A 26201-nucleotide genomic window follows, 5' to 3' on the forward strand; every position below is an offset into this window, starting at 1 on the left:
CCGATTCCGCGTGGCGGATGAATCACGCTAGATCGCGGATGGCTTGGGGGTTCTGTCCAAGATCAACAAATTCGCAACAAGTCAGCGTTTGGCTTCCGTATTCTGCTGCACGATGAACAGGTCATAGGGATAGGCAAATATCCAGTCGGCGTAGCGCGCTTTCTTCGCCAGGCCGGCGTCGTCGTCGTCGAAGTTATCCTGCTTGATGGGGCGCTTGGTGGAGGTCGAGCGGACGCCGACGATACGGCCCTGTTGCAGCACCAGCGCCCAATCGGGTTTGCCGGTGATCGGGTCGTTGTACAGCCGGCGCAGGTGGCGTTTGGCGTTGGGGAAGCGCGGGTCCTTCAGCAGTTCCTCCAGCGTCAGCGGATACTGGCCGGCGCCATTAGCCTTGGTGTAGGCTTCCAGCGCGCGACGGAACTCGTGGCCGATGAACAGCAGCTCGCGCTCCTTGTCGCGCCGCATGGCGGTCGCATACAGGTCGGCGGCGATGGTCAGGCCGACGCCCATGAAGGCCACCAGCATCAGCGTCCACAGATAGGCGAAGCCGCCTTGCCGCCTACAGCTGTTCGAACGGGATGCCATCGCGGGTCTTTCCTTTTGCGCCGCTGCGGATATCGGCCACGCCGGGCTTGTCGGCGTCGGCCGATGGCAGCAGCTGCCAGGTGGTGGCGGACTCCGTCACCGGATCCAGCGGCACCTTGCGGAAGTAGCGCTGCGTGACGAGGTCCCCCAGCGCCGCCGGATACTCGCCACGGTCGGCGTAGTATTTGTCGATGCCGCTGCGGAGCACCTGCAGGTTTTCGCGCAGCGCCACTTCCTTCGATTTGTCGACCGAGCTGAAATAGCGCGGCAGCGCGATGGTGAGCAGCAGCGAGATGATCGCCAACACCACCAGCAGTTCCACCAGCGTGAAGCCCTTGTTGCGTTTCATGGCGGTCACCATTGTTTGAGGGGGATGCCGTTCAATCCCATGACGGTGGAGCGGGAGCTGATGTCGAATACGTCCTCGCCTTCGGACGGGTTGTCCGGCGGCGAGGCGTAGGAACGAAGGGCCCAGCCGGCGCTGTTGCCGTCGGCCGGCGCGAACGGGTCGCGCGGTATGCGGCGCAGGAAGTACATATTCTGCTTGCGCGGGCTGCGCTGGTCCGGCATGCCGGTGACCAGGTCTTCCAGCTTCTTCGGATAGCCGGATTCGCCCATCGCCAGCTTGATGCGGCCGTTGTCGGCGGCGCGCTTGTAGGCGTCGATCGCTTCGCGGATCTCGATCAGCGCGGTGCGCAGTTGGTGCTCTTTTTCGCGCTGCAGCGCCACTTGCGCCATCGGCGCCGCCACCATCGCCAGCGTGGCGAGGATGGACAGCGTAATCATCAACTCGATGAAGGTGAAACCGCGTTGAGCCTTGCGCAGCATGGCTATTGGCCTTTCTTCGGCGGCGTGTAGGGCATGGGATTGACCGGTTCCGGCTTGGCGGGCGGCGCTGGCGGCGCGTCGCCGCCGGTCATGCCCGAGCCGCCGCTCATCGAGGAGCCGGCAGGCGCCAAGGTTGGTGCCAAAGCAGGCGCGGCGTCGCGCGGCGTGGGCGCCATGTCGGCCGCCGTATCGGGTACGGAGGCCAGCGTGGTACCGAGCTGGCTGCGGCCGCCGATATCGGATTCGGTGCCGGAGTTGAACTCCGCCGCCGACAATTCCGGCCGGCGGATGGAGCGCAGCACGCGCGGCGTAATCGACAGCACGATCTCGCTGCGGGTGGAGTCATCCTTCTGGCTGCCGAACAGGCGGCTCAGCACCGGCAGGTCGCCCACGCCGGGCACCTTGTTGGCGGTGGTGCGGTCTTCGTCGCTGATCAGGCCCGCCAACACCTGCGTCTCGCCGTCCTTCAGGCGCAGCACGGTGGCGGCGCTGCGGGTACCGATCTGGTAAGCCTGGGTGCCGGATTTGCTGACGATCTCCTTGACCACGCTGCTGACCTCCAGGTTGATCTTGATCGCCACTTCGTCGTCCAGGTAGATGTTCGGTTCCACGTCCAGCTTCAAGCCCACGTCCACGTAGTTCACGCTGTCCGAACTGACGCCGTTGTTGGTGGTGACCGTAATCACCGGCACGCGGTCGCCGATCAGCACCTTGGCCTTGTCCTTGTTGCGCACGCGGATGCGCGGGTTGGCCAGGATGTTGCTGTCGGTGTCGTTCTTGTTGGCGTTGATGGTGACGGTGCCGAAGCCCAGGCCGATGGTGCTGCCGGTGATCTTGCGCAGGTCGCCCACGTTCAGCTGGCCGTACTGGCCGCTGCCCAGCAGGGTCAGGCCGACGGTGTCCGGCCAGCGCACGCCCAGCTCCTGGATGCGCGAACGCTTCACTTCCAGCACTTCCACCTCCAGCATCACTTCGGGATCGGCCACGTCCTGCACGGCGATGATGCGTTCGGCCATGCGTATCATTTCCGGCGTGTCGCGCATAATGATGGTGCCGATGCGTTCGTCGGTGACGATGTCGCGCGCCTTCAATAGCGTCTTGAGCGAGAACGCCACCGTCTTCACGTCGGAGTTAGCCAGGAAGAAGCTGCGCACCAGCAGCTGCTGGTAGTCCTTCTGCTTCTGCGGATTGTTGGGGTAGATGGTGATCGAGCGTTCGCCGGTGACGCTTTGTTCCAGTTGGTTGGCGCTCAACAGCATGCCGATGGCTTCTTCGATGCTGGTGTCGCGCACCGAGATGGTGGCGCGCAGGTTGGGATCCACGTCGCGGTCGAATACGAAGTTCAGGCCCGATACCTTGCTGATGAAATCGAACACGGCGCGCATCGGGGCGTCGCGGAACTCCAGTGTCACCGGCTTGCGGTAGGCCATGGCCAGCCGTCCGCTGGCGGGGCGCAGGCGCGTTTGGGCGTCGCTGACGAGGGTCTTGAGGCGCAACAGGTCGCGCTGGTTGGGGCGTTCCGCCAGCAGGGGGCGCAGCAGCTCCTGCGCCTGCGCCAGGTTGGCGTCGCCGCCGCGCTGCACCAGCGCTTCGACGTCGCCCGTCACTTTCTGCTGGCGTTGATCCTGCTCCAGCGCGGTCTTGCCCTGGCGCGCCACCTGGTTGGATGGGTCCAGCGCCAGTGCGCGGTCGTACATCGCGCCGGCTTCGGCGGCCTGGCCTTTCGCGCGCAGCATGTCGCCGTGGCTGTTCATGGCGTTGACCAGTTTGAGCCGGCGGTTCAGCAGCACGATGCGGTATTCGGCGTTGTGCGGATCGTCGCGGGAGGCCTGTTCCAGCTTGGCCAGGCCCTGGTCGATCTGGCCTGCATCCAGCAGGGCGTTGCCTTCCTTGAAGGTCTGGCTGCCGGCGCAGGCGCTCAGCAGCAGCGTGACGGCCAGGATGTGCAGGCGGTGGGCGGTCGGTTTCAATTGGTGTCCCCTACGACTAAGGTTTGTTTCTGGTTGAGCGGCAGGTAGATGAAGTTCATCGTGTCGCCGCTGATGCTGTCGAGCAGATAGCTGTCGTTGACTTTTTCGCCGGGACGGGCGACGACGTTCTGACCGTCGATTTGCAGGAAGTAGACGGTCTTGCCTTCATCCGTGAAGCGGCCCATGAACTGGAAGGGCAGGGCCGGCGGGCCGGCGGGCGCGTTGGACTGCTGCGCCGTTTGTTGGGCTTGCGCCTGATCCATCATGATTTTCTTCGGCGTCTCCGGCGCCCAGCTTTGCTTGGCGAAGACGTTGCCCATCTCGTCGTCGGCGACGCGCGGATGGATTTGCAGGTCGATGCCGTTGTCGGCCGGTGGTGCCGCGCTGGCGGGGGGCGTGGCGGCGGCTACGGGAGCCTGGGCGGCGGACACCGGCGCGGCTTCGCGCGTGGTGGCGGCTGCGGGGCCGACCACGCCGCCGTCCTGGTCGGGTGCGAACCATGCGGCCAGCAGTGTGGCGACGGCGGCGGCGCCGATGACGATTTTTCTCATTTCCGCGCCTCCTGCCGCACCAGCAGCACAAACTGGATGCGCGCTTCGATTTCGCCGGACTCGATCTGTTCGCGCTTGAAGGCGACCGAGTCGAGCGTCAGCGTTGGCAGTGTTTGCAGCGCGTTGATGATGAAGGTCTGCGCGCTCGCATAATCGGCCTTGACCGGCAGCGTGATGCGGTAGCGCAGGAAGCCGGCCTTGGCGTCCAGTTCGGGCTTGTACTCCGCCTTGTTCAACGCGATGCCGCTTTGCTGCGCCACCTTCACCAGTTCTTTGAGCTGATCGGGAATCGCGTCGTGCGCTGGCAGGTAGGCGTAGAAGGCGGCGACGCCGCCGGCCGCCGTCGGTGCCGGTGTGTGCGGCATGGCGGCGGCGCGGGCGGCGGCGTTGAGCTGTCGCGTCAACGTGGCCTGGCGCTGGTCGAGTTGTGTTGCGTGCCATTGCGCCAGCACGGCCAGCAGCGCGCAGGCGATGCCTGCCACCGCGCCGGGACCGGCCTGGCGCAGCAGGCGGCGCGCTTGCCACGCCAGCCTGGGTGCGAGGTTGGGCGCGAGCTTCAGCTTGGGCAGCGCGCCGGATTTCATTGCCGCCATTGGGCCTCCAGCTGAAAGTGATAGGGCCGCTCGCCGGCGCCGGCCGCCATCTCGTGCTTGACCAGGTACACGGAGCGGAACATCGGCTGCTGGTTGAGGAAGGCCAGGTAGTTGATCATGTCTTGCGCGGTTTCCGCTTCGGCGGCGATCTTCAGCGCGCCGGAAGGGACGGCGGTGTCGGCGCCGTCTTGCGGCGGCTGGCCGTTGAGGTCCAGTGCCAGCAGGGCGACGCGCACGTCGGCCGGCGCGACGATGGCCTTGATCAGCCGCGTGACCGGCAGGTTGAGCTGGCGAACCGCTTCGGCCACCGCCTTCACTTGCAGATCCAGTTCGTGCTGCTGCGCCGGCGCCAGCGCGGGCCGCGTCAAACGCGTCGGTTGCGTGGCGGCCGATTGTGCGTCCAACCGCGCCTCCAGCCGTTTGACGGTTTGCAGCTGCGAGATCCAGTTGCCGGCGGCGGGCAGCAGCATCAGCAGGCCGGTGGCCAGCAAGGCAAGGCGCCAGCCTGTCGGTTGCGTGGCGCGTGGCAGGAAGTTCAGGCGCGTCATGCCGCCACCTCCGGCGATGTCGCAGGCGGTCGTTGCTGCGTCGCGGCCATGGCAACGGCGGCGTGTTCGCCGAACGGATTGGCGCTCAGGCGGAAGCGCGAGGGCAATGCGCTGGGGACCAGATGCAGCGTGGCGGTGGACGGCGCGCTCAGGTCGGTGACGGCCACCTGCTCGATGCCGGCCAGCTCCGGCGCGCGCAAGGTCCAGCGCTGCCAGGCTTGCGGCAGTTCGAGCCGCCAGGCCTCGCTGGCCGGCTGCGACTGGATGGCGACGATGCGGTTGTCGCGCAGCGCCGCCATCGTGATGCGGCCAGGTTCGATCAGAGCCAGTGCGCCGGTCGCGGTGGCCGTGCCTTTTTTCAACCGAATCGGCTGCGACGACTCCTGCGCGCGCAGGGCGGTGCCCAGCAGCGGCTCGATCACGCGACAGGCGTGGCCGAATTCGGCGGCGACGTCCTTCAGGGCTTGCAGCAGCGTGCTGTCGACACCGCAGACCAGCCGCGTGTGGCCGTACGGCGCATCGTCGCCGATCACGCTCCAGCCGCGCGCGTTGTCGCCGTACAGGGCCGCCAGCTGCGTTTGCAGGAAGCGGCCGGCCGACGGTTCGGACAGCAGCGCATCGCTCCACGGCGCCAGCACCAGCTGGCTCCAGCGGCCCGACAGGCTGATCTCCAGCGGCAGCCTGGCCGCCACGACGTCCGGCTGCTGCAACAGCGCGCGCAACGCATCGATGGCGGCCTGCCAGTGGTCGCCGGCGCCATCGACGGCGATTTGCTGCGCGCTGCCTTCGACCAGCCGCTTGCCTTGGCGGATCACGCACAACAGCTGCTGCGGCGCGAGCAGCACGCGCAGGCGCCGCTGCCCGATGGGGAGAAGACGTTCAATAAGTGACACGATTGAGCTCCAGTAAGGTCGTTTCTCCCTGCCGCACCAGATCCAGCCCGGCGCTGCGCGCCAGCCGGAAGCCCATGGTCGCGGCTTCTTCCTTCATGCGGCTGACCGGTGCGCGGGTGCAGATCATCTCGCGCATGGCGTCGTTCAGTATCAGCACCTCGGCCACGGCCTTGCGGCCCTTGTAGCCGGTGCCACGGCAATGGCCGCAGCCGCTGCCGGCCTTGAAGCGCCAGTCGCGCACGGCGTCGGCGGCCAGGCCGCTGTCGATCAGGTCCTGCGGATCGGGCGCCACCTCCACCGCGCAATGCTCGCAGTTCAGGCGCAGCAGCCGCTGGGCGACGATGCCGTTCAGCGCCGCCGCAAAGCTGTACGGGTCCACGCCCATGTGCAGGAAGCGCCCGACCACGTCGAACACGTTGTTGGCGTGGACGGTGGTGAACACCAGGTGGCCGGTCAGCGAAGCCTGCACCGCGATCTGCGCGGTTTCGTCGTCGCGGATCTCGCCGATCATGATCTTGTCCGGATCGTGGCGCAGGATGGAGCGCAGCCCGCGCGCGAAGGTCAGTCCCTTCTTCTCGTTGACGGGAATCTGCAGCACGCGCGGCAGCCGGTATTCCACCGGGTCCTCGATGGTGACGATCTTGTCGCGGCCCGTGTTGATCTCGGTGATGGCGGCGTACAGCGTGGTGGTCTTGCCGGAGCCGGTCGGCCCGGTCACCAGCAGCATGCCGTGCGGCTTGGCGGCCAGGCGGCGGATCTGCACGATGGCGTCGTCGTTCAGGCCCAGGCTTTCCAGCCGCAGCGCGGCGGCGGCTTCGGTCAGCGCGCGCCGGTCCAGCAGGCGCAGCACCGCGTCCTCGCCGAAGATGTTGGGCATGATGGAGACGCGGAAGTCGATCTCGCTGCCCTTGACGCGCACCTTGAAGCGGCCGTCCTGCGGCACGCGGCGCTCGGCGATGTCCAGCTCCGCCAGCACCTTGATGCGCGAGATGATCTGCTCGGCCATCTGCAAGCCCTGCACCGTGCCGGCCTGCACCAGCACCCCGTCCACGCGGTATTTGATGACCAGGCTGGCGGCGTCGCATTCGAGGTGGATGTCGCTGGCCTGGAACTTCAGCGCGTCGTAGATGGTGGAGTTGACCAGCTTGACCACCGGGCTGCTGTCTTCGCTGATGCGTATCAGCGAGATGTCCTCGATGGTCTGGTCCAGGTCCGCCAGCTCGCCGTGGCTGCCGTCTTCCATCATGTCCTGCATGGCCTGCTGCACGCTCTCCTGCTGCACCAGGTAGGCGGTCAGGTCGTCGGGATGGGCCAGCGCCACGCTGTAGGCGCAGCCGATGGCGTAGTCGGCCCACTGCAGGGTATCTTCGGCAAACGGATTGCCGATCACCAGCACCGGGTCCGATCCTTCGTCGCGCAGCAGCACGCAGTCGCGCTGCGCGCAGTCGGTGTAGGACAGCAGGTCGAAGGCCGGCAGCGCGGCCTGCAGTTTGCTCATCGGCCAGGCCGGATAGCAGAACAGGTTGGCCAGCTGGCGGGTCAGTTCTTCCGGCGTCAGGCTGGAGGTCTCCTGCAGCAGCGCCATCGTCGGACGGCCCTGCGCCATCGCGGCGGCGCGCGCGCTGTGCAGCATCTCGGGGCTGAGGACAGCCGGTTCGCGTGCGTTCATGACAGACTCCCCGCCAATTCGAAGATCGGCATGTACATCAATACGACAACGCCGCCGATCACCACGCCGATCAGCGTCATCAAGACAGGTTCCAGCAGGCGCGAGGCCCAGTCCACCCAGCGGGCGAATTCCTCGTCGTGGAACTTGGCCGAGCGTTCCAGCATGTCGCCCAGGCGGCCGGTGTTCTCGCCGACCTTGAGCAGCGATTGCGCCACCGGCGTGGCCAGCGCGTTCTGCTCCAGCGCGGTGGAGAACGGCAGGCCCTGTTCCACCGCGCGGCGCGTCTGCACCAGCTGCAGCTGCTGCTCCGGCAGCAGCATGGCGTTGGTCATCGCCAGCGCCTTCGACAGCGGTATGCCGGCGTGCAGCAGCAGCGACAGCGCGCGGTAGAAGCGCGCCAGGCGGAACTCGGCGGCCTTGGCCGACAGCACCGGCAGCCGCAGCACCGCCAGCACCAGCTTCCGGCGCATGGCGGCGTTGCCGAGGCTGAACACCACGCCCAGCACCACGCCGCCCAGCGCGCCAGCGCTCAGCCACGGATGCGCGGCCAGCGTCTGGCCGAAGGACAGCAGCATCTGCGAGGCCCACGGGATTTCGCGGCCCGAGCTTTCGTACACCACGCTGAACTTCGGCACCACGTAGCCCATCAAGAACAGCGTGACCAGCGTGCCCACCACCAGCAGCATGGTCGGATAGATCGCGGCCGAGACCAGCTTCTTGCGGATGGCGTCGAACTGCAGCTGGTAGCCGACGAAGCGCGCCAGCGCCTCCGGCAGATTGCCCGAGCGCTCGGCCGCGTGTACGGTGGCGACATACAGATCGGGGAAGACGGCCGGGAAATCGGCCAGGGTGTCGGAGAAGCTTTTGCCCTGTTGCAGCGAGCGCTGGATGGCGGCCAGGGTGGCGCGCGCGCCGCTGCGGGTTTCCTTGTTGAGCAAGGTGGCGGTGGCTTCGCTCAGGTTCAGGCCCGCTTCCAGCAGGGCCAGTAGCTCCTGGCTGAATTGCAGCAGCGGGAAGGGCTGCTTGCTGAGGCGTGCGGGCGCGCGCGCCCCCGCACCAGTGGATTCGGTACTGCCGATGGCCAGCACGCGCCAGCCGTTGCGCGCCGCCTGCCGTATCGCTTCCGCCTCGCTGGCGGCGTCGATCGCTATGGTTTGCGGGCCGGACGGCCCACCCTGCACTTGGAGATGGAACTGCATTGCATGCGTACTGCCTTAAACACTCAGGTGAAAAAAACGGGGCGGCGATGGGCTGCCGTCCCGGAAAATACAGCCCCGTCGGGTCAGGCGGGGCTGGGTATCACACTTACTGGGTGATCAGGCTGACCTTGTCCACCACGAACGACGTTTGCAGCGACGAGTCTTCAGTCATGGCGAACGACAGCGTGACGGTCTGGCCTTTGTACGCGCTCATGTTGAAGGTGCGGACCTGGTAGCCGCTGGCCGCATTCGCGTTCGAATACGTGGCCAGGGTGCCCAGCACCGAACCGGCGCTGTTCTTCACGGTCACCACCAGCTTGTCGTAGACGGTGCTGCCGGTTTCCGCGGTGTCGATGTGCAGCGCGAAGGTCAGCGTGGCCGAGGTCACGGTCGAAGGAATCGTCACCGCCTGGGTGATGGTTTCCGACGCGGTGCTGCCGTTACCACCCAGCCAGGCGAACTTGGTGCCTTCGTAGGCGGTCTGGCCGCTGTAGTTGCCGATCACGCCGGTGGTGCCGGCCCAGCCGGTCACGCCGGACTCGAAGCCGCCGTTGGTCACGCGCTCGGTGGTGCCGCCGGTGGTGCCGACGGTCAGCGTAGCGTTGCCCGAGGTGGCGGTCTTGACCGGCGACGACGAGTCGCTGACCACGGCGTTGAACACCGCGCCGTTGTCGGCCGTCTGCGCCGTCAACGAGTAGGTGGCCGAGGTGGCGCCGCTGATGACGGCGCCGTTGCGGTACCACTTGTAGGTGTACGGCGAAGTGCCGCCGGTCGCGCCGACGCTGAACGAGGCGGTGGAGCCTGCGGTCACGCTGACGTTGGATGGCTGGGTCGTGATCGACACGCCGCCGGTGGCGCCGGTTTCGTCGATGTCGGCGCCGACGTTGATCGCCGCGTAAGCGCGCGTCACGGCGATGACTTCTTTCGAGCCTGCGCCATACAGTTCCGTCGCCGAGGCCAGTACCTTGGTGCGGGCGTCGGCGTAGTTGGTCGAGGAGGTGAACTTGGTGGTCAGCGCCTTGAACCAGATGCGGAACGCCTTGTCGTTGCCGATGCCGGTCATCGCGGCCGGGCTCTTGACCAGGTATTTCGAGTAGTAGTCGCTCGACGAGCTGGCGTTCGAACCCTGCGACAGGAAGTAGAACATGCGGTTGTTAGGGCCGCTGGAATAGTGCACGTCGAGGTTCTTGATCGTGCTGCTCCAGGCGTCCGGGCTGCCGCCGTCCTTGCTTGGCTTGTACATCCAGCGCAGCGGCTGGCCGGATTTGCTGATCTCCTTGCCCATCATCCAATCGTTGCCGGATGCCGGGATCACGCTGCCGGTGCCGCCTGCGCGCGCATAGGCTTCCACCATCTCGCCGCCGATGTCCGAGTTCGATTCGTTCAAGCCGCCCGATTCGCCGGAGTAGGTCAGGTTGGAGGTGGCGTCGGTGACGCCGTGCGACATCTCGTGGCCGATCACGTCGATCGAACCGAGGCTGTAGAAGCTGGAGCCGTCGCCGATGTACATGCACTTGCAGCCAGGTTCGAAGAAGGCGTTGTCGTACTGGGTGTCGACGTGGGCGGCGATGTAGGTGGCGGTGTTGTTACCGTCCAGCGACTGCCAGCCCAGCACGTTTTTCAGCGCGTCGTAGGTGTTCATCAGGCCCCACAGCGAGTTGACCGCGGCGGTCTGGCCGTTGGCGTTGGTGGTGCTGCCGCCGTTGATGTACTGCTGGCCGTCGCCCCAGGTGTTGCTGGTGTTGGTGTAGATGCTGCCGGCGTTCGGATTGTCGGCCGAGCTGTGGTTGGCGTTGGTGATCGCCATGCCGCCGTAGGTGCCGCCGGTGCCGCGCGTGGAGTCCAGCATTTTGTAGGTGCTGCCCGACAGCGAGGTCTGGATAGGCACGGTGCCGTTGTACTGGCTGTTGCCGGTGCCGACCACGGTCTGCAGCGCTTTCCAGCGGGCGATCACGGCGCCGGTCTTGGCGTTGACCATGGTGTCGAAGTACACCAGCTTGCCCTTGTCGGCCATGCGGGTCTGGACGAAGTAGGCCAGCTCGTAGTGGTCGACCACATCTTCCAGGTCGGTGGCGTTGAGCGCCGCTTCGGACTTGTTCAGGGCCGAGGCCACGCGCACCGATTTCATCACCGGATAGATCAGCAGTTCGGCTTTCGGCTCCCAGCGGTGGGTGCCGCTCGGCGCGACGGCCTTGACCACTTGAGCGATGGCGTCGCTGGCGCTCAGCGTCGGCGTCCAGTCGGCCTGGGCGACGGTGGCCGAACGGCCGTCGGTCGATGTGGCGGGGGCGCCCAGCTTGGCGCGACGGTCGGACACCGATTCGCTGACGATGTCGCCGGCGTCGTTGGTGACCACCACCGACTCCGAGCCGAACACGCGCAGGCCTTTGAAGGTGTGGTTGGCGCGGGTGATCTTCTCGCCGACGACGCCGGGGTGCTGGCTGGCGATGCGGAAGCTATGGTCGGCGGACAGGCCGCGCTGGTTGTCCAGCGCTGCGAGCTTGGACACCAGTCCTGCGCTCTCTTGTGGAGAGGCCAGGGCCACCGGTGCGGACATCAGCTGTGCCGCCGCTTGCGCTGCGTTGGAAGCCATCATCGGCAATGCGGCGACGATGGATGCAGCAAGTAGGGTCTTACGTAAATTCATCTCTTCTCCATGGGGTTTATGTTTTCGCTAGGTGCGGCCTTGGCCGGGATAGTGGCCAACTCGGCGTTCCCGACGCTGCGTCGGCGGTTGGCCTGGCAGCGTATTTTTTGCGGCTAAAACGGCGAGTAGGGGCGACACTATTCCTGTCGAGATCACGAAGTCAAAAAACTTGGAAAAATAGTCACGGAAGAAAAAAATGTCCGAAATTAGACACCTGGAGGGGGCGAAAAACAGGGCTTGCGGCGCCCTCCATACCAGATGTAGGCCGCATGAATGCGCACGATAGGCTTGGTTTGTCTTATATCAACAACGAACTAGGCGCGACCCTCTATTTTCGGTGGCTACGCAACACTATGCACAAATTTTCAGCAAATCGTGGTTGCAGAGTTCTAATATTGCGAATTAAACTAGTTGATGCCAGCTCGGATTATGGTTCGTGACTGGCATATAAAAAGCGCAGGGCACGACCCTTGGTAACAAGCGCAACGGGAACCACAGGAAGAAAATAATGACCGCACACCCAACGCATAATGTCAGTTCCGCCCGCGCTCTGCGCGCCGCCCACACGACGGCGCCGCCGACGGCCTAGCATCGACCTCCAATCATCACCGCTTGCCGCATTTCGTTAGCCGCTGCGCCTCCATCCGGGGCGCCGGCAGCGTGAGTGCGTCGCTGCGCGGACGCCTACCAAGGCGCGCCGCTCGGCGCAGCGCCTGCAGTTCAGTATAGTGTTTGTCCGCCGGCGCGCGGACAGGGGAGTTTGTATGCTGTCGATTGCTACCAAAGTAGAACGCATCGTCATGGAGTCATCCTTCCTCACGGAGGGCTTGCGGCGCAATTTGATTAATCTGTCGGAGCTGGCGCGCCAGTTGCAGCCGCAATTGGAAAGCGATATGTGGAAGCCGGTCGGCCAGGCGGCGGTGGTGATGGCGCTGCGGCGCGTGGCCGAGCGCCTGCCGGAGGCGAGCAACCAGCCGCTCGCGCTGGCGCAGAAGACCGGCGAGCTGACCACCCGCACCGAGCTGACCGAGTACACCTACCGGTATTCGGACAGCATCAACGAATGCCATCGCCAGCTGCTGTCGAAGGCGGAGCCGATGCGCGGCGCCTTCGTCACGGTCACGCGCGGGGTCAACGAGGTGATGGTCATTTGCAGCCGCGTGCTGACGGCGATGGTGGAGGAGGTGTTCGCCGGCGAGCGGCTGCTGGCGCGGCAGGACAACCTGAACGCGGTGACGCTGCACCTGAATCCGGACACCAGCCGCACGCCGGGCATCTATCACGCCATCCTCAAGCAGCTGGCGTGGGACAAGATCAACCTGGTCAACATGATCTGCACCTACACCGAGCTGACCATCCTGCTGGAGCAGAACCAGACCGGCGCCGCGTTCACCGTGCTATCGAAGATCGTCACCCAGTAGGCGGCCGGCCTTAGTCAGGCCATCCAGAAGAATACGGCGGTCATGCGTTTGTCGTCGTGGTCGCAGCCGAAGTAGCTGCTGGCCGAGTGCACCAGGTTGGCGCGGTACAGCAGGATGCGGTTGAACTGGTTGTCGACGCGCTGGTCCTCCTGCCAAGCCTGCGGCGGCAGGCTGGTCACGCCCAGCGCCTCGCGCAGGTTGGCGTGCGGCGGGCTGCAGTAATTGCCGCCTAGCGTGCCGTCCGGGTAGCGCAGGCGGTAGAACGAGGTGCCGGCCGCCGGCAGCGGATCGGGCGACAGGTAGATCACCGCGGCGTAGCGGCACAGTTTTAACGAATCGGTGTGCGGACGCGGACCGGATTCGATCCCGCCCACCAGCTGAACATAGTTGTGATTGAGGGTGCTGCCTTGCGGCGTGGCTTCCTGCCACAGCTTCTTGGCGCCGGTGACTTTTTTGACCCAGGCTTCCACCTGCGCCAGTTCGTCCGGCAGCAGCGCGCCCTTGCTGCGCATGCCGGGCCACGGCTCTGGGCGATGCGGCGCGCCCAGTTCCCAGTCCTCGCGGGCGAAGCAGCGTTGGGCAACCTCCTGCGCGTTCGGCAGGATGTTGTCCATGACCCAGTAGTCGCGCCCCAGTTGCGGTTTGCGATAGGTGAGCGTCGGGCGCGCCATTGCCTTATTTGGCCAGTTGCTCGCGCACGCGGGCGATGGCCTTGCGCACCTGGTTCGGTGCGGTGCCGCCGACGTGGTCGCGCGCGGCGACCGAACCTTCCAGCGTCAGCACGGCGAACACGTCGTCGTCGATCAGCGCCGAGTAGGCGCGCAGCTGGTCGAGCGACATTTCCGACAGGTCGATCTTCAGGTCGTCGCAGGCGCGCACGGCGTGGGCCACGGCTTCGTGGGCGTCGCGGAACGGCAGGCCTTTCTTGACCAGGTAGTCGGCCAGGTCGGTGGCGGTGGCGTAGCCTTGCAGCGCGGCGGCGCGCATGGCATCCGGCTTGACGCTGATGCCGCCGGCCATGTCGGCGAAGATGCGCAGCGTGTCGACCACGGTGTCGACGGTGTCGAACAGCGGTTCCTTGTCTTCCTGGTTGTCCTTGTTGTAGGCCAGCGGCTGGCCTTTCATCAGGGTCAGGAGGCCCATCAGGTGGCCGTACACGCGGCCGGTTTTGCCGCGCGCCAGCTCCGGCACGTCCGGGTTTTTCTTTTGCGGCATGATCGACGAGCCGGTGCAGAAGCGGTCGGCGATGTCGATGAAGCCCACGCGTGGGCTCATCCAGATCACCAGTTCTTCCGACATGCGCGACACGTGGGTCATGATCAGCGAGGCGGCGGCGGTGAATTCGATGGCGAAGTCGCGGTCGGAGACGGCGTCCAGCGAGTTGTGGCAAACGTCGTCGAAGCCCAGCGTCTTGGCCACGCGCAGGCGGTCGATCGGGAAGGTGGTGCCGGCCAGCGCGGCGGCGCCCAGCGGCAGGCGGTTGACGCGCTTGCGGCAGTCGGCCATGCGCTCGGCGTCGCGGCCGAACATTTCGACATAGGCCAGCATGTGGTGGCCGAAGGTGATCGGCTGCGCCACTTGCATGTGGGTGAAGCCGGGCATGATGGTGTCGGCGTTTTTCTCGGCCAGGTCGGTCAGGGCGCCGCGCAGGGCTGCCAGCAGTTCGACCACGTCGTCGATGGCGGAGCGCACGTAGAGGCGGATGTCGGTGGCCACCTGGTCGTTGCGGGAACGGCCGGTGTGCAGGCGCTTGCCGGCGTCGCCTACCAGTTCGGTCAGGCGTTTTTCGATATTCAGGTGGACGTCTTCCAGGTCCAGCAGCCATTCGAACTGGCCGGCTTCGATCTCGGAGGAGATCTGCGCCATGCCGCGCTCGATCTCGGCGCGGTCGGCGGCGCTGATGATGCCTTGCGCGGCCAGCATTTCGGCGTGGGCCAGCGAGCCCTGGATGTCGGCCTTGGCCAGGCGCTTGTCGAAGAAGACGGAAGCGGTGTAGCGTTTGACCAGGTCCGAGACGGGTTCGTTAAAACGGGCCGACCAGGCTTCGCTTTTTTTGGAAAGTTGTGCTGTCATAGTGGGGAAGGCTTGTGCGTGTGATTGATGTCGACAACGATTATAAACCGCAAGCTGCTCAAAAATATGTCAACATTACTATTTTGGCTATCGAAATCATGACGACTCTGCACATCAGCACTAATAAAGCGGATCTGGACGTGCCGCTGATTTATCAATTTATCAGCGAGCAGTCGACATGGGCGATCGGCATGCCGCTGGCGGTGCTGGAGCGGGCGATCGACAATTCGCTGTGCTTCGGCGCCTACCTGGACGGGCGGCAGATCGGTTTCGCGCGGGTGGTGACCGACTGCGCCACCTTCGCCAACCTGGTCGACGTGTTCGTGCTGCCGGAGTATCGGGGGCGGGGCTACAGCACGCAGCTGATGGAGGCGGTGCTGGGCCACCCGGACCTGCAGGGCCTGCGCCGCTTCACGCTGGCGACCGGCGACGCGCACGGCCTGTACGAGAAATTCGGCTTCACGCCGCCGGCCCGGCCGACCACGCTGATGGAGCGCTACTTCCCTAACATCTACAGCAACTGACCACCGTCACTCCCGCGCAGGCGGGAGTCCATGGAACGCGGGCTCAGCATGGACTCCCGCTTTCGCGGGAGCGACGAGGTTATTGCCAGTTCATCAGGCACGGCGGCACCAGCAGGGCCAGCGCCAGCACGGCGTAGATCAGCTGCAGCGGCACCATCCACTTGGCCCAGGTGATCCATGGGATGCGCGCCAAGGCCAGCACGCCGACGGTGATGCCGGAGGTCGGGATCATCGGCGTGGTGAACTCGCCGAACTGGAACGCCAGGATCGCGGTCTGCCGCGTCACGCCCACCAGGTCGGCCAGCGGCGCCATGATCGGCATGGTCAGCGCGGCCTGGCCGCTGCCGGAGTGGATGAAGAAGTTGATCACGGTCTGGATGCCGAACATCTTCCACGCCGCGAAGATCGGGCTGGACGACTGCACCAGCGGCATCAGCGAGTGCAGCATGGTGTCGATGATGTGGGCGTCGCGCGCCAGGATCATGGTGCCGCGCGCCAGCGCGATCACCAGCGCAGTGCCCACCAGGTCGCGCGCGCCCTGGATGAAGCCTTCAACGATCTGGGTCGAGTCGAGCTTGCCCACCAAACCAATGACGATGCCCATGGTCAGGAACAGCGCGGCGATTTCGTCGATGTACCAGTCGTAGCCGACCACGCCGCCCACCATGATCGCCAGCGAGCCGACGAAGATCGCCAGCACCAGCTTGTGGCGCCCGGTCATGCCGTGGAACTCGCCCAGGCCGTGCGGCTGTTCGCGGCGCTTGTCCAGGTCCAGCGCGTAGGTCGGGCTCAGTTCCGGGGTCTTCTTCACGCGCGCCGCGTACCACATCAGGAACACGATGGTGATGGCGGTGGCGATGAACCACACGATCAAACGATAGGCCCAGCCGGAAAACACCGGCACGCCGGCGATGCCCTGGGCGATGCCGACGTTGAAGGGATTCAGGAACGCCGCCGAAAAGCCGACCTGCGAACCGAGGAAGGGGATCGATACGCCGGTGATGGTGTCGTAGCCCAGGGCCAGCGCCAGCGGCACGAAAATCAATATAAACGGTATGGCTTCTTCATTCATGCCGAAGGTGGCGCCGCCGATCGAGAACATGGTGACGAACACCGGGATCAGCGCCTTCTGGATGAACACCGAGCTGTCGTGCGCGCGCGCCAGCGACTTGATCATCGAATCGACCGCCTCGGTCTTCTGCAGCACCGAGAAGGCGCCGCCGACGATCAGCACGAAGCCGATGATCAGCGCGGCGTCGACGAAGCCCTTGATCGGCGCCTTCATCAGCGCCGTCACGCCCTGCGGCGCGCTGGCGATGTAGTGGAAGCTGGACGGATCGATCAGCTGCTTGCCGTTGACCAGGTGGGTGTCGTACTTGCCGCCGGGGACCAGCCAGGTGGCCGCCGCGATCAGGGCCAGGATGATGAACAGCAGGACGAAGGTGTGCGGCAGCTTGAATTTTTTAGTGGTCATTTTTTTATACAGCGTTATTGGCTCAGCAAATCGCCGGCACGGTAAGCCTGGGCGCCGGCGACTTTGCCGACGTTCATGCCACGGATCACGTGGCGGTGCGCGCTGCGGGCGAAGAACACGCCGGCCACGCCGGCGCGTATCACCGTGGTCTCGCCGCTGACCGGGTCGATCAGGTCGGCCACGGCGTCGCCCGGCGCCACGCGCGCGCCGAGGTCGCGGGTGTAGACCAGGATGCCGGCATGCGGCGCGTACAGCGGCTCGACGCCTTCCAGCGGCGTGGCGGCGCACAGCGGCGCGGGCAGCACGGCGGCTGCCGCTGCGGCCGCGGCGTCCGGCGCCTGCAGCACGCCGTTCAGCGTCAGGAACTGAATCAGGCCGGCGGCGTCTTTCTCTGCCAGCGCGTAGCTCACTTCCATTTCGCCGCGCAGTTCGACGGTGGTCGACAGGCAGGCGGCCGGGATCGGGTAGCGGCCTTCGAAGTGTTTGTCCAGGTCCCACCACAGGCGGCTGCAGGCTTCGTCGAACGGTTCGCCGCCGGCCTGGTAGGCCAGCAGCAGCGCGTGCGCGCCCAGGATGGCGGCCAGCGGCGCGACGCCCTCGGCCAGCGGCGTGCCGGCGTAGATGTGCAGCGCGGCCTCGTTGTCGCAGTGCAGATCGAGCACGATGTCGGCGTCGATGGCCAGGGTCATCAGGGTTTTCTTCAGCGTGTCGGCGTCGGTGGCCGGCTGCCACGCGGCGATCGAGGCGCGCGCGTGCTCGCGGATCAGGCGCACGTTGGCGTCGGCGTCCTGCCCCAGCAGGCCGTCCAGCGATTTTTTCAGGTCGTCCGCCACGTGCTTGTACGAGCGGTTGAAGTTGATGCCGGTGGTGAGGTCGAAGCGGCCGAAGGCGGCGCCGTGGATGGCCTGCGCCAGGCCGATCGGATTGGCGGCCGGCACCAGTATCACTTCGCCGCTGATGCGGCCGGCCGCTTCCAGCGCGCTCAGTTCCTTGCGCAGGTATTGCGCCACCAGCATGCCGGGCACTTCGTCGGCGTGCAGCGAGGCCTGGATGTAGACCTTCTTGCCGGCGCCGGGGCGGCCGAAGTGGAGACTGGTCAGTTCAAAGCTGGCGTTGCTGTGCGGACCGGACAGCGGATGTTTGTGTACTTGCATGGCAGGAAGGACTTTTTCGACAAAGATTGAGTATGTAGCACTATTTTCACAAAGTAAATCACCGCACGGCGAAAGGCGGCCCGGTTTCTTGAGTTTTCCCGGCGATGTGCGTACAGTTTGTTTAATAGAATCATTTATATAACAATCAGAGAGAAAATCATGGGTGATGTGCAAAGCATGCGGGTGAAGATGATGGCGCGGTCGGTGCGCCTGGCCTTGAGCGCGGGCGCCGTGGTCGGCCTGCTCGGCCAGCCGGCGCTGGCGCAAGCGCAGGTACAAGATTCGGCTGCCAATCCGGCGCTGCTGCCGAAGGTGGAGATCACCGGTTCGGCGATCCGCCGCATCGAATCGGAAACCGCGCTGCCGGTGCAGGTGATCACCCGCGAGGAGATCGAGAAGGCCGGCGTCACCACCGCCTCGGAGCTGATGGCGCGCGTGTCGGCCAACGTCGGCGGCCTGACCGACGGCGCCAGCATCACCGATGGCCACGACCAGCGCGGCTTCAACAGCGCCAACCTGCGCGGCATCGGCACCTCGTCCACGCTGGTGCTGCTCAACGGCCGCCGCATGGCCAACTTCGCCTCGCCCGGCGACGACACCGGCGTCGACTTGAACAACATCCCGGCCGCCGCCATCCAGCGCGTCGAAGTGCTGCTGGACGGCGCCTCGGCGCTGTACGGCACCGACGCCATCGGCGGCGTGATCAACTTCATCACCCGCAAGGATTTCCAGGGCGTGGAGCTGAACGCCTACGGCAGCAAGACCAAGGAGGGCGGCGCCGGCAAGCGCACCGCCACGCTGACCGCCGGCACCGGCGACTTGAACAAGGATGGCTACAATGTGTTCGCGGTGGTGGACGTGCAGCGCACCGACGCCCTGAGCACCTCGCAGCGCAAGTTCATCGGCAACCTGCAGATCCCCGAGCGCCTGCCGCACCTGCTGTCCGGCTATACCTCGCCGGCCAACATCCGCCTGACCGGCGCCCAGCGCGACTACCTGAACGACAACGGCTTCACCCTCAACGGCAAGCCGCTGACCAACCGCACCATCAACCTGTCGGTGCCGGGCTGCGCGCCAGCGGCCAATCTGTACCTGCCGGCCGGCATCGGCGGGGTCGACGCCTGCACCTACAACTACATGGGCGACACCGAGTTGTATCCGAAGTCGGACAAGGTCAATTTCCTCAGCCGCGGCGTGCTGCAGCTGAACGCCGACAACCAGCTGTTCGCCGAGATCGCCTTGAGCCGCTCGAAGACCAATTACGTGGCCTCGACGGCGCGCGTGCGGGCGCCGATCAACTACAAGAAGATACCTGGCCTGGCCAAGTACGACCTGGAGTCGGACGAGGCCAGCGCGGACGACGACGTGGTCGGCGATGTCGAGCTGCGCATCCGCCTCAACGACGCCGGCCGCCGCACCAGCGAATTGACCAGCGAAAGCCAGCGCTTCGTGGTCGGCCTGACCGGCAGCGCCAACGGCTTCGATTACGACATCGGCTTGAACCACAGCGTCAACACCATCAAGGACAAGGATACCCACGGCTATCTGCTGTACGACAAGCTGGTCAAGGGCATCTACGACGGCGTGATCAATCCCTTCGGTCCGTCCAGCGCTGCCGGCGTGGCGCTGCTCGATTCGATCCAGGTCAACGACGACGTGCGCCATGCGCGCGGCGTGATGGATTCGATCGACTTCAAGGTCTCGCACGCGGTCGGCAAGCTGGCCGGCGGCGAGGCGGCGCTGGCGATCGGCGGCGAGGTGCGCCACGAGCGCACCGACTTCACGCCGTCGGCGCTGCTGCTGAGCGATAACATCAACAACGACGCCGCGCCCGAAGGCGGCCGCGCCACCAGCGACAAACGCACGGTGCAGGCGATGTACGGCGAGCTGCTGCTGCCGTTCACCAAGCAGTGGGAGGCGCAGCTGTCGGCGCGCTACGATCACTACCAGGTGGTCGGCGGCGCCGCCAGCCCGAAAGTGGGCGTGACCTATATGCCGGCCAAGACCATGCTGTTCCGCGCCTCGGCCGGGCGCGGCTTCCGCGCGCCGTCGATGTCGGACCTGTACCGCCCGACCATCTACAGCTCCACCGCGACCTTGCCCGATCCGGTCGCCTGCGCGGCGGCGGACAACAACTTCGCCGACTGCGCCGACAACTGGAACACCCGTCGCTATTCGAACGCGAACCTGAAGCCTGAGCACAGCCGCCAGTACTCGGTGGGCATGGTGATCGAGCCGTCCAAGCAGGTGACGATGACGCTGGACTACTGGAACATCAAGCGCACGGACCTGATCAGCGAGATCGGCGACGACGTCATCCTGGGCAACCTGGCCAAGTACGGCAACCTGGTGCACCGCGACGAGGACGACGCCATCGACTACATCGAGCTGCGCAAGGAAAATCGCGGTGCGCAGCTGGCCACGGGCCTGGACCTGACCTTGGACTACCGTGGCGTGAAGACCTGGGCCGGCAACTTCGGCGGCCACCTGTCGGGCACTTATGTGCTCAACTCGAAGATCCAGAATTCGGTGGGCGATCCCTACCTGAGCAACCTGGGACGCTTCGTCACCGATGGCGTGGTGCCGCGCTGGCGCCACACGGTCACCTTCGACTGGGACCGCGGCCCGTACTCGGCCAGCCTGTCGAACACGTATTCGAGCGGCTATGAGGACCAGAACTCGGCGATCAACACCGACGACGGCTCGGTGGTGGCGGCCAACCGCGTGAAGGCCTACTCGCTGTGGGATATGTCGGGCGCCTGGCAGGTGAACAAGGCGTTCAAGCTGCGCGCCGGGGTGCAGAACCTGTTCAACACCGCGCCGCCGTACTCGAATCAAGCCTTCTTCTTCATCTCGGGCTATGATCCGACCTACACCGATCCGCGCGGCCGGCGCTTCTATGCCAGCGCCAATTACGCTTTCAAGTAATGTAACGTAATGATGCTTTAAGCCGGATTTAGTAATTGATTGGTATCATCTGCATTATCGACGGCGCCGCGCGTGAGCGTGGCGCCGGTTTTCATCGGAAGGGCAACATGAAATTAACAGGTTTTACGCTGCGGCGTCTCGTCATGCTTTGGCTGCTGGTAGTCGCCGGCACGGGCGTGTGTGCGGCGCAGGTGGCCGCGCAGGGGACCGGATCGGCGCCGGTCGCCAAGGTGACGGTCAAGTCCAGCAAGCCGGCCAAGGCGGTGCCGCCGCCCAAACCGGTGCTGGCGCCGCCGGCGGGCAACCTGGTCATCATCGGCGGCGGCCTGCGGGCCGACAACGCCGAAGTCTGGCAACGCATCGTGACCCTGGCCGGCGGCAAGGGCGCGCGTATCGGCGTGTTCGGCTCGGCCTCGATCAATCCCGAGAAGTCGGCCCAGAACACCGTCAACAAGCTGAATCAATACGGCGCCCAGGCGTTCTTTATTCCGTTGGGCGTCACGCTGCCCAATAGCGATTACCGCAAGGCGGCCGAAGATCCGGAAGTGGTGGCGGCCATCCATTCGGCCACCGGCATCTACTTCACCGGCGGCGACCAGGCCCGCATCACCAAGGCGCTGGTGCGCCCGGACGGCAAGCACACGGCGGCGCTGGACGCGGTGTGGGACGTGTACCGCGACGGCGGCGTGGTGGCCGGTTCCAGCGCCGGCGCGGCCATCATGAGCACCACCATGTTCTACGACGCCAAGCCGACCCTGGACATGCTCAAGCAGGGTGTCAACGACGGCCATGAAATCGCTTCGGGCCTGGGCTTCATCGGCGACGACGTGTTCGTCGACCAGCATCTGCTGGTGCGTGGCCGCTTCGCCCGCATGATCCCGGTGATGCTGAAGAAGGGCTACCAGATCGGCCTGGGCATCGACGAGAACAGCGCCATGGTGGTCAACGCCAAGCGCGACGTCGAGATCATCGGCTATAGCGGCGCGCTGCTGCTGGACTTGTCGGCGGCGATCACCGATCGCGGCATCAAGGGCTTCAACATCAGCAACGCCACCATCAGTTACCTGGACCGGGGTGACAAGTTCAACCTGGTGTCGCGCGAGTTCACGCCGTCGCCGGACAAGGCCGACAACAAGCTCGATCCCAACCAGCCGGACACGCGCGAGCCGGTGTTCACCAACGACATCCTCGGCAACAACGCGGTGCTGGACCTGATGGTCAACCTGATCGACAACGCCCAGCAGGAGGCCATCGGCATCGCCTTCGGCAATCCGCGCGACGCCTATCCGGACCTGGGCTTCGAATTCCGCTTCAGTAAAACCATCAACAGCGTCGGCTACAGCTCGACCGAAGTCGAGGCGTATTCGGTGCTCAAGCTGCGCATGGATATCCGGCCTATCCAACTGCAGCAGCCGCTGTACCGCTACCGCTAGCGGCCGCGCGAAATCGGGTATATTGGATGGGATGGCGCCTCGGGCTCCATCCCATTTTTCATTGCGGGGGCGCTTATGCGGATGTCAATCTTGAAGCATTGCTTGCAGGCGGCGCTGATGTTTGCCGTGCCGTTGGGCGGCGCGCTGGCCGCTTCGACCGCCGCGCCGGCCGCTCCCAAGGGGACGCTGGTCATCATCGGCGGCAATCTGCGGCAGGACAACGCCGACGTCTGGCAGCGCATCGTGCAGCTGGCCGGCGGGCCGGGCGCGCGGGTGGCGGTGCTGCCGTCGGCCGCCGCCGATCCGGCGCCGGTGGGCGCGGCCATCGTCGGTTTCCTCAAGCAGTACGGCGCGGACGCCTTCCTGGTGCCGCTGGCCGTCAAGCTGGCCGACAGCGATTTCCGCAAGGCTGCCGACGATCCCGAACTGGCGGCGGCGGTGCGCGGCGCCGGCGGCGTGTTCTTCGTCGGCGGCGACCAGGCCCGCATCACGCAGGCGCTGGTGCGCGAGGACGGCAGCCGCAGCGCGGTGCTGGACGCGGTGTGGGAGCTGTACCGCAACGGCGGCGTGGTGGCGGGCAGCAGCGCCGGCGCGGCCATCATGAGCAGCACCATGTTCTATGCGCCGAACACGGTGTTCGCCACCCTGCGCGGCGGCGTGACCGAGGGCAGGGAGATCGCGCCGGGGCTGGGCTTCATCGGCGACGACGTGTTCGTCGACCAGCACCTGCTGGTGCGCGGCCGCTTCGCGCGCATGATCCCGGCGATGCTGAAGAAGGGCTACAAGTTCGGCTTGGGCATCGACGAGAACACGGCGATGGTGGTGGACAGCCGGCGGCGGGTGGAGATCGTCGGCCACAAGGGCGCGCTGCTGATCGACCTGACGCGCGCCACCACCGATCCGGCCAACGCCGGCTTCAACGTCTCCAACGCCGTCATCAGCTATCTGGACCGGGGCGACAAGTACGACCTGGGCACGCACACCTTCACGCCGTCGGAAGCCAAGGCGTCCGGCAAGCTGAAGGCGCATGCGGCGGTGCTGCGCGAGCCGGTGTTCTCGGCCGACATCCTGGGCAAGAACGCGGTGGTGGAGCTGATGGAGAACCTGATGAACAACCGCCGCAGCGAGGCGATCGGCATCGCCACCAGCGGCCGCAATACGCCGCTGCCGGAGCTGGGCTTCCAGTTCACCTTCTCCAAGACGCGCGACAGCGTGGGCTACGCGTCGGCGGCGCCGCAAAGCTACTCCATCCTCAATATGCGGCTCGACATCCGCCCGCTCGACATCGGACAGTCGCTGACGCAGAAAAACTAGACCGGGTGTGGTGGGCGGGAGCCTCGGCGCGCTCCCTGTTCTGGATCATCCTGCTTTTACGACTGGAATCTCCTGCTTTCGGCTGATTTTGGCAGCTACTGTAAAAACAGGATAAACAAGTAAAATCCAGCGGAAAAAGCAGGAGGTTTCAGTGCATGGAGCGCGGCGGACACCCCCATCTCCTCGTCCCGCCGGGATTACAATGGCGGTCACCGTACACTGAACCACAGGAGTTCCATGAACCGCTTCGTATCCTTGGCGTTGGCCGCTTTCGCGGCCGTCGCCGCCCTGCCGGCGATGGCCGCGCAACCCGCCACCGTCCGTGTCGATTATCTCCACAGCGGCAACGCGCTGAACGAAAGCTACGCGTTGGAGCGCGTGGTGATCGAGCCGCTGCCGTGGGCGGGCGATATGCGCAGCACCATCGACAACACCAATCGCGGCAACAACATGGTCGAAGTGGTGGACGCCAAGAGCGGCGAGCTGCTGTACTCGCGCGGCTTCTCCACCATCTTCGCCGAATGGCGCAGCACCGACGAGGCGTCGCACGCCAATCGCGGCTTCCAGGAGTCGGTGCGCTTTCCCAAGCCGGACCGCCCGGTGCGCGTGCGCATCCTGAAGCGCGACGACCGCAACGCCTTCTCGGTGGTGTGGACCGCCGATGTCGATACCGATGCGATGGACGTGGTGCGCAAGCAGACGCCTCCCGCGTCGATGGCGGCGGCGCCGAAGCCGATCGCCATCCGCGTCAACGGCCCGTCGCCCGACAAGGTCGACCTGCTGATCCTGGGCGACGGCTACACCAAGGCCGACATGCCCAAGTTCGAAGCGACCGCGCGCAAGCTGGCCGACCACCTGTTCGCCACCTCGCCGTTCAAGGAACGCGCTAAGGACTTCAACGTCTGGGCGCTGGCGCTGCCGACCGAGGAATCGGGCGTGTCGCGTCCTTCGACCGGCGTGCACCACGCGTCGCCCTTGGGCACGCGCTACGACATCTTCGGCAGCGAGCGTTATGTGCTCACCACCGACAACCGCGCGCTGCGCGAGCTGGCGCAGTACGCGCCGTATGAATTCATCGAGATTTTGGTGAACAACGAGACCTACGGCGGCGGCGGCATCTTCGGCCAGTTCAGCACCGCCGCGGCCAACAACGACTGGGCCGACTACCTGTTCGTGCACGAATTCGGCCACCACTTCGCCGGCCTGGCCGACGAGTACTACACCTCGCCGGTGGCCTACCAGTCGAACGGCACGCGCCAGGAGCCATGGGAGCCGAATGCGACCGCGCTGCGCGATCCGGCCAATCTGAAATGGAAGAAGTTCGTCAAGGACGGCACGCCGCTGCCGACGCCGTGGGCCAAGGAGACTTATGAGACCGCGTCGCGCGCCTACCAGAAGGAGCGCGCCGCGCTGCGGGCCGCCAACCGGCCGGAGTCGGAGATGAGCGCCTTGTTCCGCAAGGACCTGGAGTCGACCAATGTGCTGTTCTCGAAGGACCCGCAGTTCCACACGGTGGGCGCGTTCGAGGGCGCGAACTATGAGGCCAGCGGCTACTACCGCCCGCAGATGCAGTGCATTATGTTCGACCGCAGCGAGAAGTTCTGCGCCGTCTGCGCCGACGCCATCGGCGCCATCATCGATTTGTACTCGCGCCCGGGGGCTGGCAGGTAATTCGCGTTAGGTACGGTACCGTACAGAGTGCTTCCTCTCATCGGCCTATTCTGGATACGTGGCAAGAACAAGAACGCATCCAAATAAAACTTTGAGAGGAAACACCATGAACAAAATTATCGCTACCCTGATCGCCGGCCTGTTTGCAACCGCCGCTTACGCACAAACCACTCCGGTTCAGACTCCGGCCGTCGTCAAGGCTGAAAATGAAGCCAACAAGGACGTGGCCAAGGCGCAGCAGAAGGAATTGAAGGCCGACGTCAAAGCCGACAAGAAAACCGACAAGGCTATCGCCAAAGCCCATAAGACCCATGACACCGGCGCCGCCCACGTCGACGTGGAAAAAGCCAAAGCCAACGAAAAAGTAGCCAAGGCCGATCCTGAAGACAAAGCCAAGGCAGAAGCCAAGGGTGACAAAGCGGTCGCCAAGGCTGAAGAAAAAGCCGTCAAAAAAGACGTGAAAGCCGACGCCAAGGCGATCAAGGAAACCGTTGACGCGACCGCCGACAAAGCCATCGCCGCCAACAAGACCGATGCCGTCAAAGCCAAATCGGCTGCCGACGTCAAAGCTGCCGCCGCCAAGAACTAATCAGTAGCGCATAAAAAAACCGCCGGCATGCCGGCGGTTTTTTTGTGCCCGTCATTCCCGCGCAGGCGGGAATCCATGCTGAGCTGACTGAGGAGCCGCTGTATGGATTCCCGCTTTCGCGGGAATGACGGGGGAGA

The 26201-nt window shown here is 65.3% G+C and carries 22 protein-coding genes; 7 read left to right on the forward strand and 15 right to left on the reverse strand.

Translation table 11 applies throughout. From position 1 onward, the window contains the following. Positions 1-81: 81 nt before the first annotated feature. The 11 genes from V6M89_RS09185 to V6M89_RS09235 all read right to left on the reverse strand — a co-directional run bounded on the left by V6M89_RS09185 (position 82) and on the right by V6M89_RS09235 (position 11483). Positions 82-585, reverse strand: a complete 504-nt coding sequence (locus tag V6M89_RS09185; RefSeq protein WP_332852906.1) for a type II secretion system protein — start codon at positions 583-585, stop codon at positions 82-84. Continuing rightward, complete coding sequence (locus V6M89_RS09190; protein ID WP_332852907.1) at positions 560-934, reverse strand: type II secretion system protein; 375 nt, start codon at positions 932-934, stop codon at positions 560-562. Before V6M89_RS09190 ends, V6M89_RS09185 begins: the two co-directional genes overlap by 26 nt. A gap of 5 nt (positions 935-939) precedes the next feature. Continuing rightward, the gene (locus V6M89_RS09195) at positions 940-1413 is read right to left on the reverse strand and encodes a type II secretion system protein (protein WP_332852908.1); all 474 of its coding nucleotides are present in this window, start codon (positions 1411-1413) and stop codon (positions 940-942) included. A 2-nt stretch (positions 1414-1415) separates the two neighbouring features. After that, positions 1416-3383, reverse strand: a complete 1968-nt coding sequence (locus V6M89_RS09200; protein ID WP_332852909.1) for a secretin and TonB N-terminal domain-containing protein — start codon at positions 3381-3383, stop codon at positions 1416-1418. Continuing rightward, positions 3380-3934 carry a hypothetical protein gene (locus V6M89_RS09205; RefSeq protein WP_332852910.1) on the reverse strand — a complete coding sequence of 185 codons (555 nt, stop codon included), beginning with the start codon at positions 3932-3934 and terminating at the stop codon, positions 3380-3382. The genes V6M89_RS09200 and V6M89_RS09205 overlap by 4 nt, the downstream gene beginning before the upstream one ends. Next, a complete protein-coding gene (locus tag V6M89_RS09210; protein ID WP_332852911.1) occupies positions 3931-4527 on the reverse strand; it encodes a hypothetical protein in 597 nt (198 codons plus the stop codon). The genes V6M89_RS09205 and V6M89_RS09210 overlap by 4 nt, the downstream gene beginning before the upstream one ends. Further along, positions 4515-5075 carry a hypothetical protein gene (locus V6M89_RS09215; protein WP_332852912.1) on the reverse strand — a complete coding sequence of 187 codons (561 nt, stop codon included), beginning with the start codon at positions 5073-5075 and terminating at the stop codon, positions 4515-4517. The genes V6M89_RS09210 and V6M89_RS09215 overlap by 13 nt, the downstream gene beginning before the upstream one ends. Continuing rightward, on the reverse strand, positions 5072-5968 hold the full coding sequence (locus tag V6M89_RS09220; protein ID WP_332852913.1) for a hypothetical protein: 897 nt from the start codon (positions 5966-5968) through the stop codon (positions 5072-5074). The genes V6M89_RS09215 and V6M89_RS09220 overlap by 4 nt, the downstream gene beginning before the upstream one ends. After that, a complete protein-coding gene (locus V6M89_RS09225) occupies positions 5955-7637 on the reverse strand; it encodes a GspE/PulE family protein (RefSeq protein ID WP_332852914.1) in 1683 nt (560 codons plus the stop codon). The genes V6M89_RS09220 and V6M89_RS09225 overlap by 14 nt, the downstream gene beginning before the upstream one ends. Continuing rightward, positions 7634-8836 (reverse strand): type II secretion system F family protein, encoded by a 1203-nt coding sequence (locus V6M89_RS09230; protein WP_332852915.1) that lies wholly within the window; start codon positions 8834-8836, stop codon positions 7634-7636. The genes V6M89_RS09225 and V6M89_RS09230 overlap by 4 nt, the downstream gene beginning before the upstream one ends. A 106-nt stretch (positions 8837-8942) precedes the next feature. Continuing rightward, positions 8943-11483 (reverse strand): M4 family metallopeptidase, encoded by a 2541-nt coding sequence (locus V6M89_RS09235; protein ID WP_332852916.1) that lies wholly within the window; start codon positions 11481-11483, stop codon positions 8943-8945. A gap of 764 nt (positions 11484-12247) precedes the next feature. On the opposite strand from V6M89_RS09235, the gene V6M89_RS09240 reads away from it, so the two are divergent. Beyond that, on the forward strand, positions 12248-12904 hold the full coding sequence (locus tag V6M89_RS09240; protein ID WP_116991697.1) for a hypothetical protein: 657 nt from the start codon (positions 12248-12250) through the stop codon (positions 12902-12904). 14 nt (positions 12905-12918) lie between these two features. Here the strand turns inward: V6M89_RS09240 and V6M89_RS09245 are convergent, their stop codons facing one another. Together V6M89_RS09245 and argH are read right to left on the reverse strand one after the other, a co-directional pair. Next, the gene (locus V6M89_RS09245) at positions 12919-13575 is read right to left on the reverse strand and encodes a DUF6445 family protein (RefSeq protein ID WP_217940900.1); all 657 of its coding nucleotides are present in this window, start codon (positions 13573-13575) and stop codon (positions 12919-12921) included. Between the two features lie 4 nt (positions 13576-13579). Beyond that, entirely contained in the window at positions 13580-14977 is a 1398-nt protein-coding gene (gene argH, locus V6M89_RS09250; protein WP_332852917.1) for an argininosuccinate lyase, read from the reverse strand. Positions 14978-15075: 98 nt separating this feature from the next. On the opposite strand from argH, the gene V6M89_RS09255 reads away from it, so the two are divergent. Beyond that, complete coding sequence (locus tag V6M89_RS09255; protein ID WP_332852918.1) at positions 15076-15501, forward strand: GNAT family N-acetyltransferase; 426 nt, start codon at positions 15076-15078, stop codon at positions 15499-15501. Positions 15502-15580: 79 nt separating this feature from the next. On the opposite strand, the gene V6M89_RS09260 is transcribed toward V6M89_RS09255, so the two are convergent. Together V6M89_RS09260 and V6M89_RS09265 are read right to left on the reverse strand one after the other, a co-directional pair. Next, positions 15581-16975 carry a YfcC family protein gene (locus V6M89_RS09260; protein WP_332852919.1) on the reverse strand — a complete coding sequence of 465 codons (1395 nt, stop codon included), beginning with the start codon at positions 16973-16975 and terminating at the stop codon, positions 15581-15583. 14 nt (positions 16976-16989) lie between these two features. Further along, entirely contained in the window at positions 16990-18129 is a 1140-nt protein-coding gene (locus V6M89_RS09265; RefSeq protein WP_332852920.1) for a succinylglutamate desuccinylase/aspartoacylase family protein, read from the reverse strand. 159 nt (positions 18130-18288) lie between these two features. Between V6M89_RS09265 and V6M89_RS09270 the strand changes: the two genes are divergently transcribed. From V6M89_RS09270 to V6M89_RS09290, 5 genes are all read left to right on the forward strand, one after another. Beyond that, a complete protein-coding gene (locus tag V6M89_RS09270) occupies positions 18289-21057 on the forward strand; it encodes a TonB-dependent receptor (RefSeq protein ID WP_332852921.1) in 2769 nt (922 codons plus the stop codon). 107 nt (positions 21058-21164) lie between these two features. Further along, complete coding sequence (locus tag V6M89_RS09275; RefSeq protein ID WP_332852922.1) at positions 21165-22490, forward strand: cyanophycinase; 1326 nt, start codon at positions 21165-21167, stop codon at positions 22488-22490. Positions 22491-22571: 81 nt separating this feature from the next. Further along, positions 22572-23804 (forward strand): cyanophycinase, encoded by a 1233-nt coding sequence (locus V6M89_RS09280; RefSeq protein WP_332852923.1) that lies wholly within the window; start codon positions 22572-22574, stop codon positions 23802-23804. 237 nt (positions 23805-24041) lie between these two features. Further along, a complete protein-coding gene (locus V6M89_RS09285; RefSeq protein ID WP_332852924.1) occupies positions 24042-25475 on the forward strand; it encodes an IgA Peptidase M64 in 1434 nt (477 codons plus the stop codon). Positions 25476-25581: 106 nt separating this feature from the next. Continuing rightward, positions 25582-26064, forward strand: coding sequence for a hypothetical protein (locus tag V6M89_RS09290; protein WP_332852925.1), 483 nt, complete (start codon positions 25582-25584; stop codon positions 26062-26064). The last annotated feature ends 137 nt before the right edge of the window (positions 26065-26201 follow it).

Origin of the sequence: Duganella sp. S19_KUP01_CR8 (assembly GCF_036688705.1) — a bacterium.
Taxonomy (GTDB): Bacteria; Pseudomonadota; Gammaproteobacteria; order Burkholderiales; family Burkholderiaceae_D; genus Rugamonas.

Coding starts and splice junctions, on each gene's coding strand:
- V6M89_RS09210 (WP_332852911.1), bottom strand. CDS start 4,527: ATGGCGGCAATGAAATCCGGCGCGCTGCCCAAGCTGAAGCTCGCGCCC.
- V6M89_RS09240 (WP_116991697.1), top strand. CDS start 12,248: ATGCTGTCGATTGCTACCAAAGTAGAACGCATCGTCATGGAGTCATCC.
- V6M89_RS09285 (WP_332852924.1), top strand. CDS start 24,042: ATGAACCGCTTCGTATCCTTGGCGTTGGCCGCTTTCGCGGCCGTCGCC.
- argH (WP_332852917.1), bottom strand. CDS start 14,977: ATGACAGCACAACTTTCCAAAAAAAGCGAAGCCTGGTCGGCCCGTTTT.
- V6M89_RS09230 (WP_332852915.1), bottom strand. CDS start 8,836: ATGCAGTTCCATCTCCAAGTGCAGGGTGGGCCGTCCGGCCCGCAAACC.
- V6M89_RS09215 (WP_332852912.1), bottom strand. CDS start 5,075: ATGACGCGCCTGAACTTCCTGCCACGCGCCACGCAACCGACAGGCTGG.
- V6M89_RS09225 (WP_332852914.1), bottom strand. CDS start 7,637: ATGAACGCACGCGAACCGGCTGTCCTCAGCCCCGAGATGCTGCACAGC.
- V6M89_RS09245 (WP_217940900.1), bottom strand. CDS start 13,575: ATGGCGCGCCCGACGCTCACCTATCGCAAACCGCAACTGGGGCGCGAC.
- V6M89_RS09185 (WP_332852906.1), bottom strand. CDS start 585: ATGGCATCCCGTTCGAACAGCTGTAGGCGGCAAGGCGGCTTCGCCTAT.
- V6M89_RS09255 (WP_332852918.1), top strand. CDS start 15,076: ATGACGACTCTGCACATCAGCACTAATAAAGCGGATCTGGACGTGCCG.
- V6M89_RS09260 (WP_332852919.1), bottom strand. CDS start 16,975: ATGACCACTAAAAAATTCAAGCTGCCGCACACCTTCGTCCTGCTGTTC.
- V6M89_RS09270 (WP_332852921.1), top strand. CDS start 18,289: ATGGGTGATGTGCAAAGCATGCGGGTGAAGATGATGGCGCGGTCGGTG.
- V6M89_RS09265 (WP_332852920.1), bottom strand. CDS start 18,129: ATGCAAGTACACAAACATCCGCTGTCCGGTCCGCACAGCAACGCCAGC.
- V6M89_RS09275 (WP_332852922.1), top strand. CDS start 21,165: ATGAAATTAACAGGTTTTACGCTGCGGCGTCTCGTCATGCTTTGGCTG.
- V6M89_RS09290 (WP_332852925.1), top strand. CDS start 25,582: ATGAACAAAATTATCGCTACCCTGATCGCCGGCCTGTTTGCAACCGCC.
- V6M89_RS09195 (WP_332852908.1), bottom strand. CDS start 1,413: ATGCTGCGCAAGGCTCAACGCGGTTTCACCTTCATCGAGTTGATGATT.
- V6M89_RS09235 (WP_332852916.1), bottom strand. CDS start 11,483: ATGAATTTACGTAAGACCCTACTTGCTGCATCCATCGTCGCCGCATTG.
- V6M89_RS09205 (WP_332852910.1), bottom strand. CDS start 3,934: ATGAGAAAAATCGTCATCGGCGCCGCCGCCGTCGCCACACTGCTGGCC.
- V6M89_RS09280 (WP_332852923.1), top strand. CDS start 22,572: ATGTCAATCTTGAAGCATTGCTTGCAGGCGGCGCTGATGTTTGCCGTG.
- V6M89_RS09190 (WP_332852907.1), bottom strand. CDS start 934: ATGAAACGCAACAAGGGCTTCACGCTGGTGGAACTGCTGGTGGTGTTG.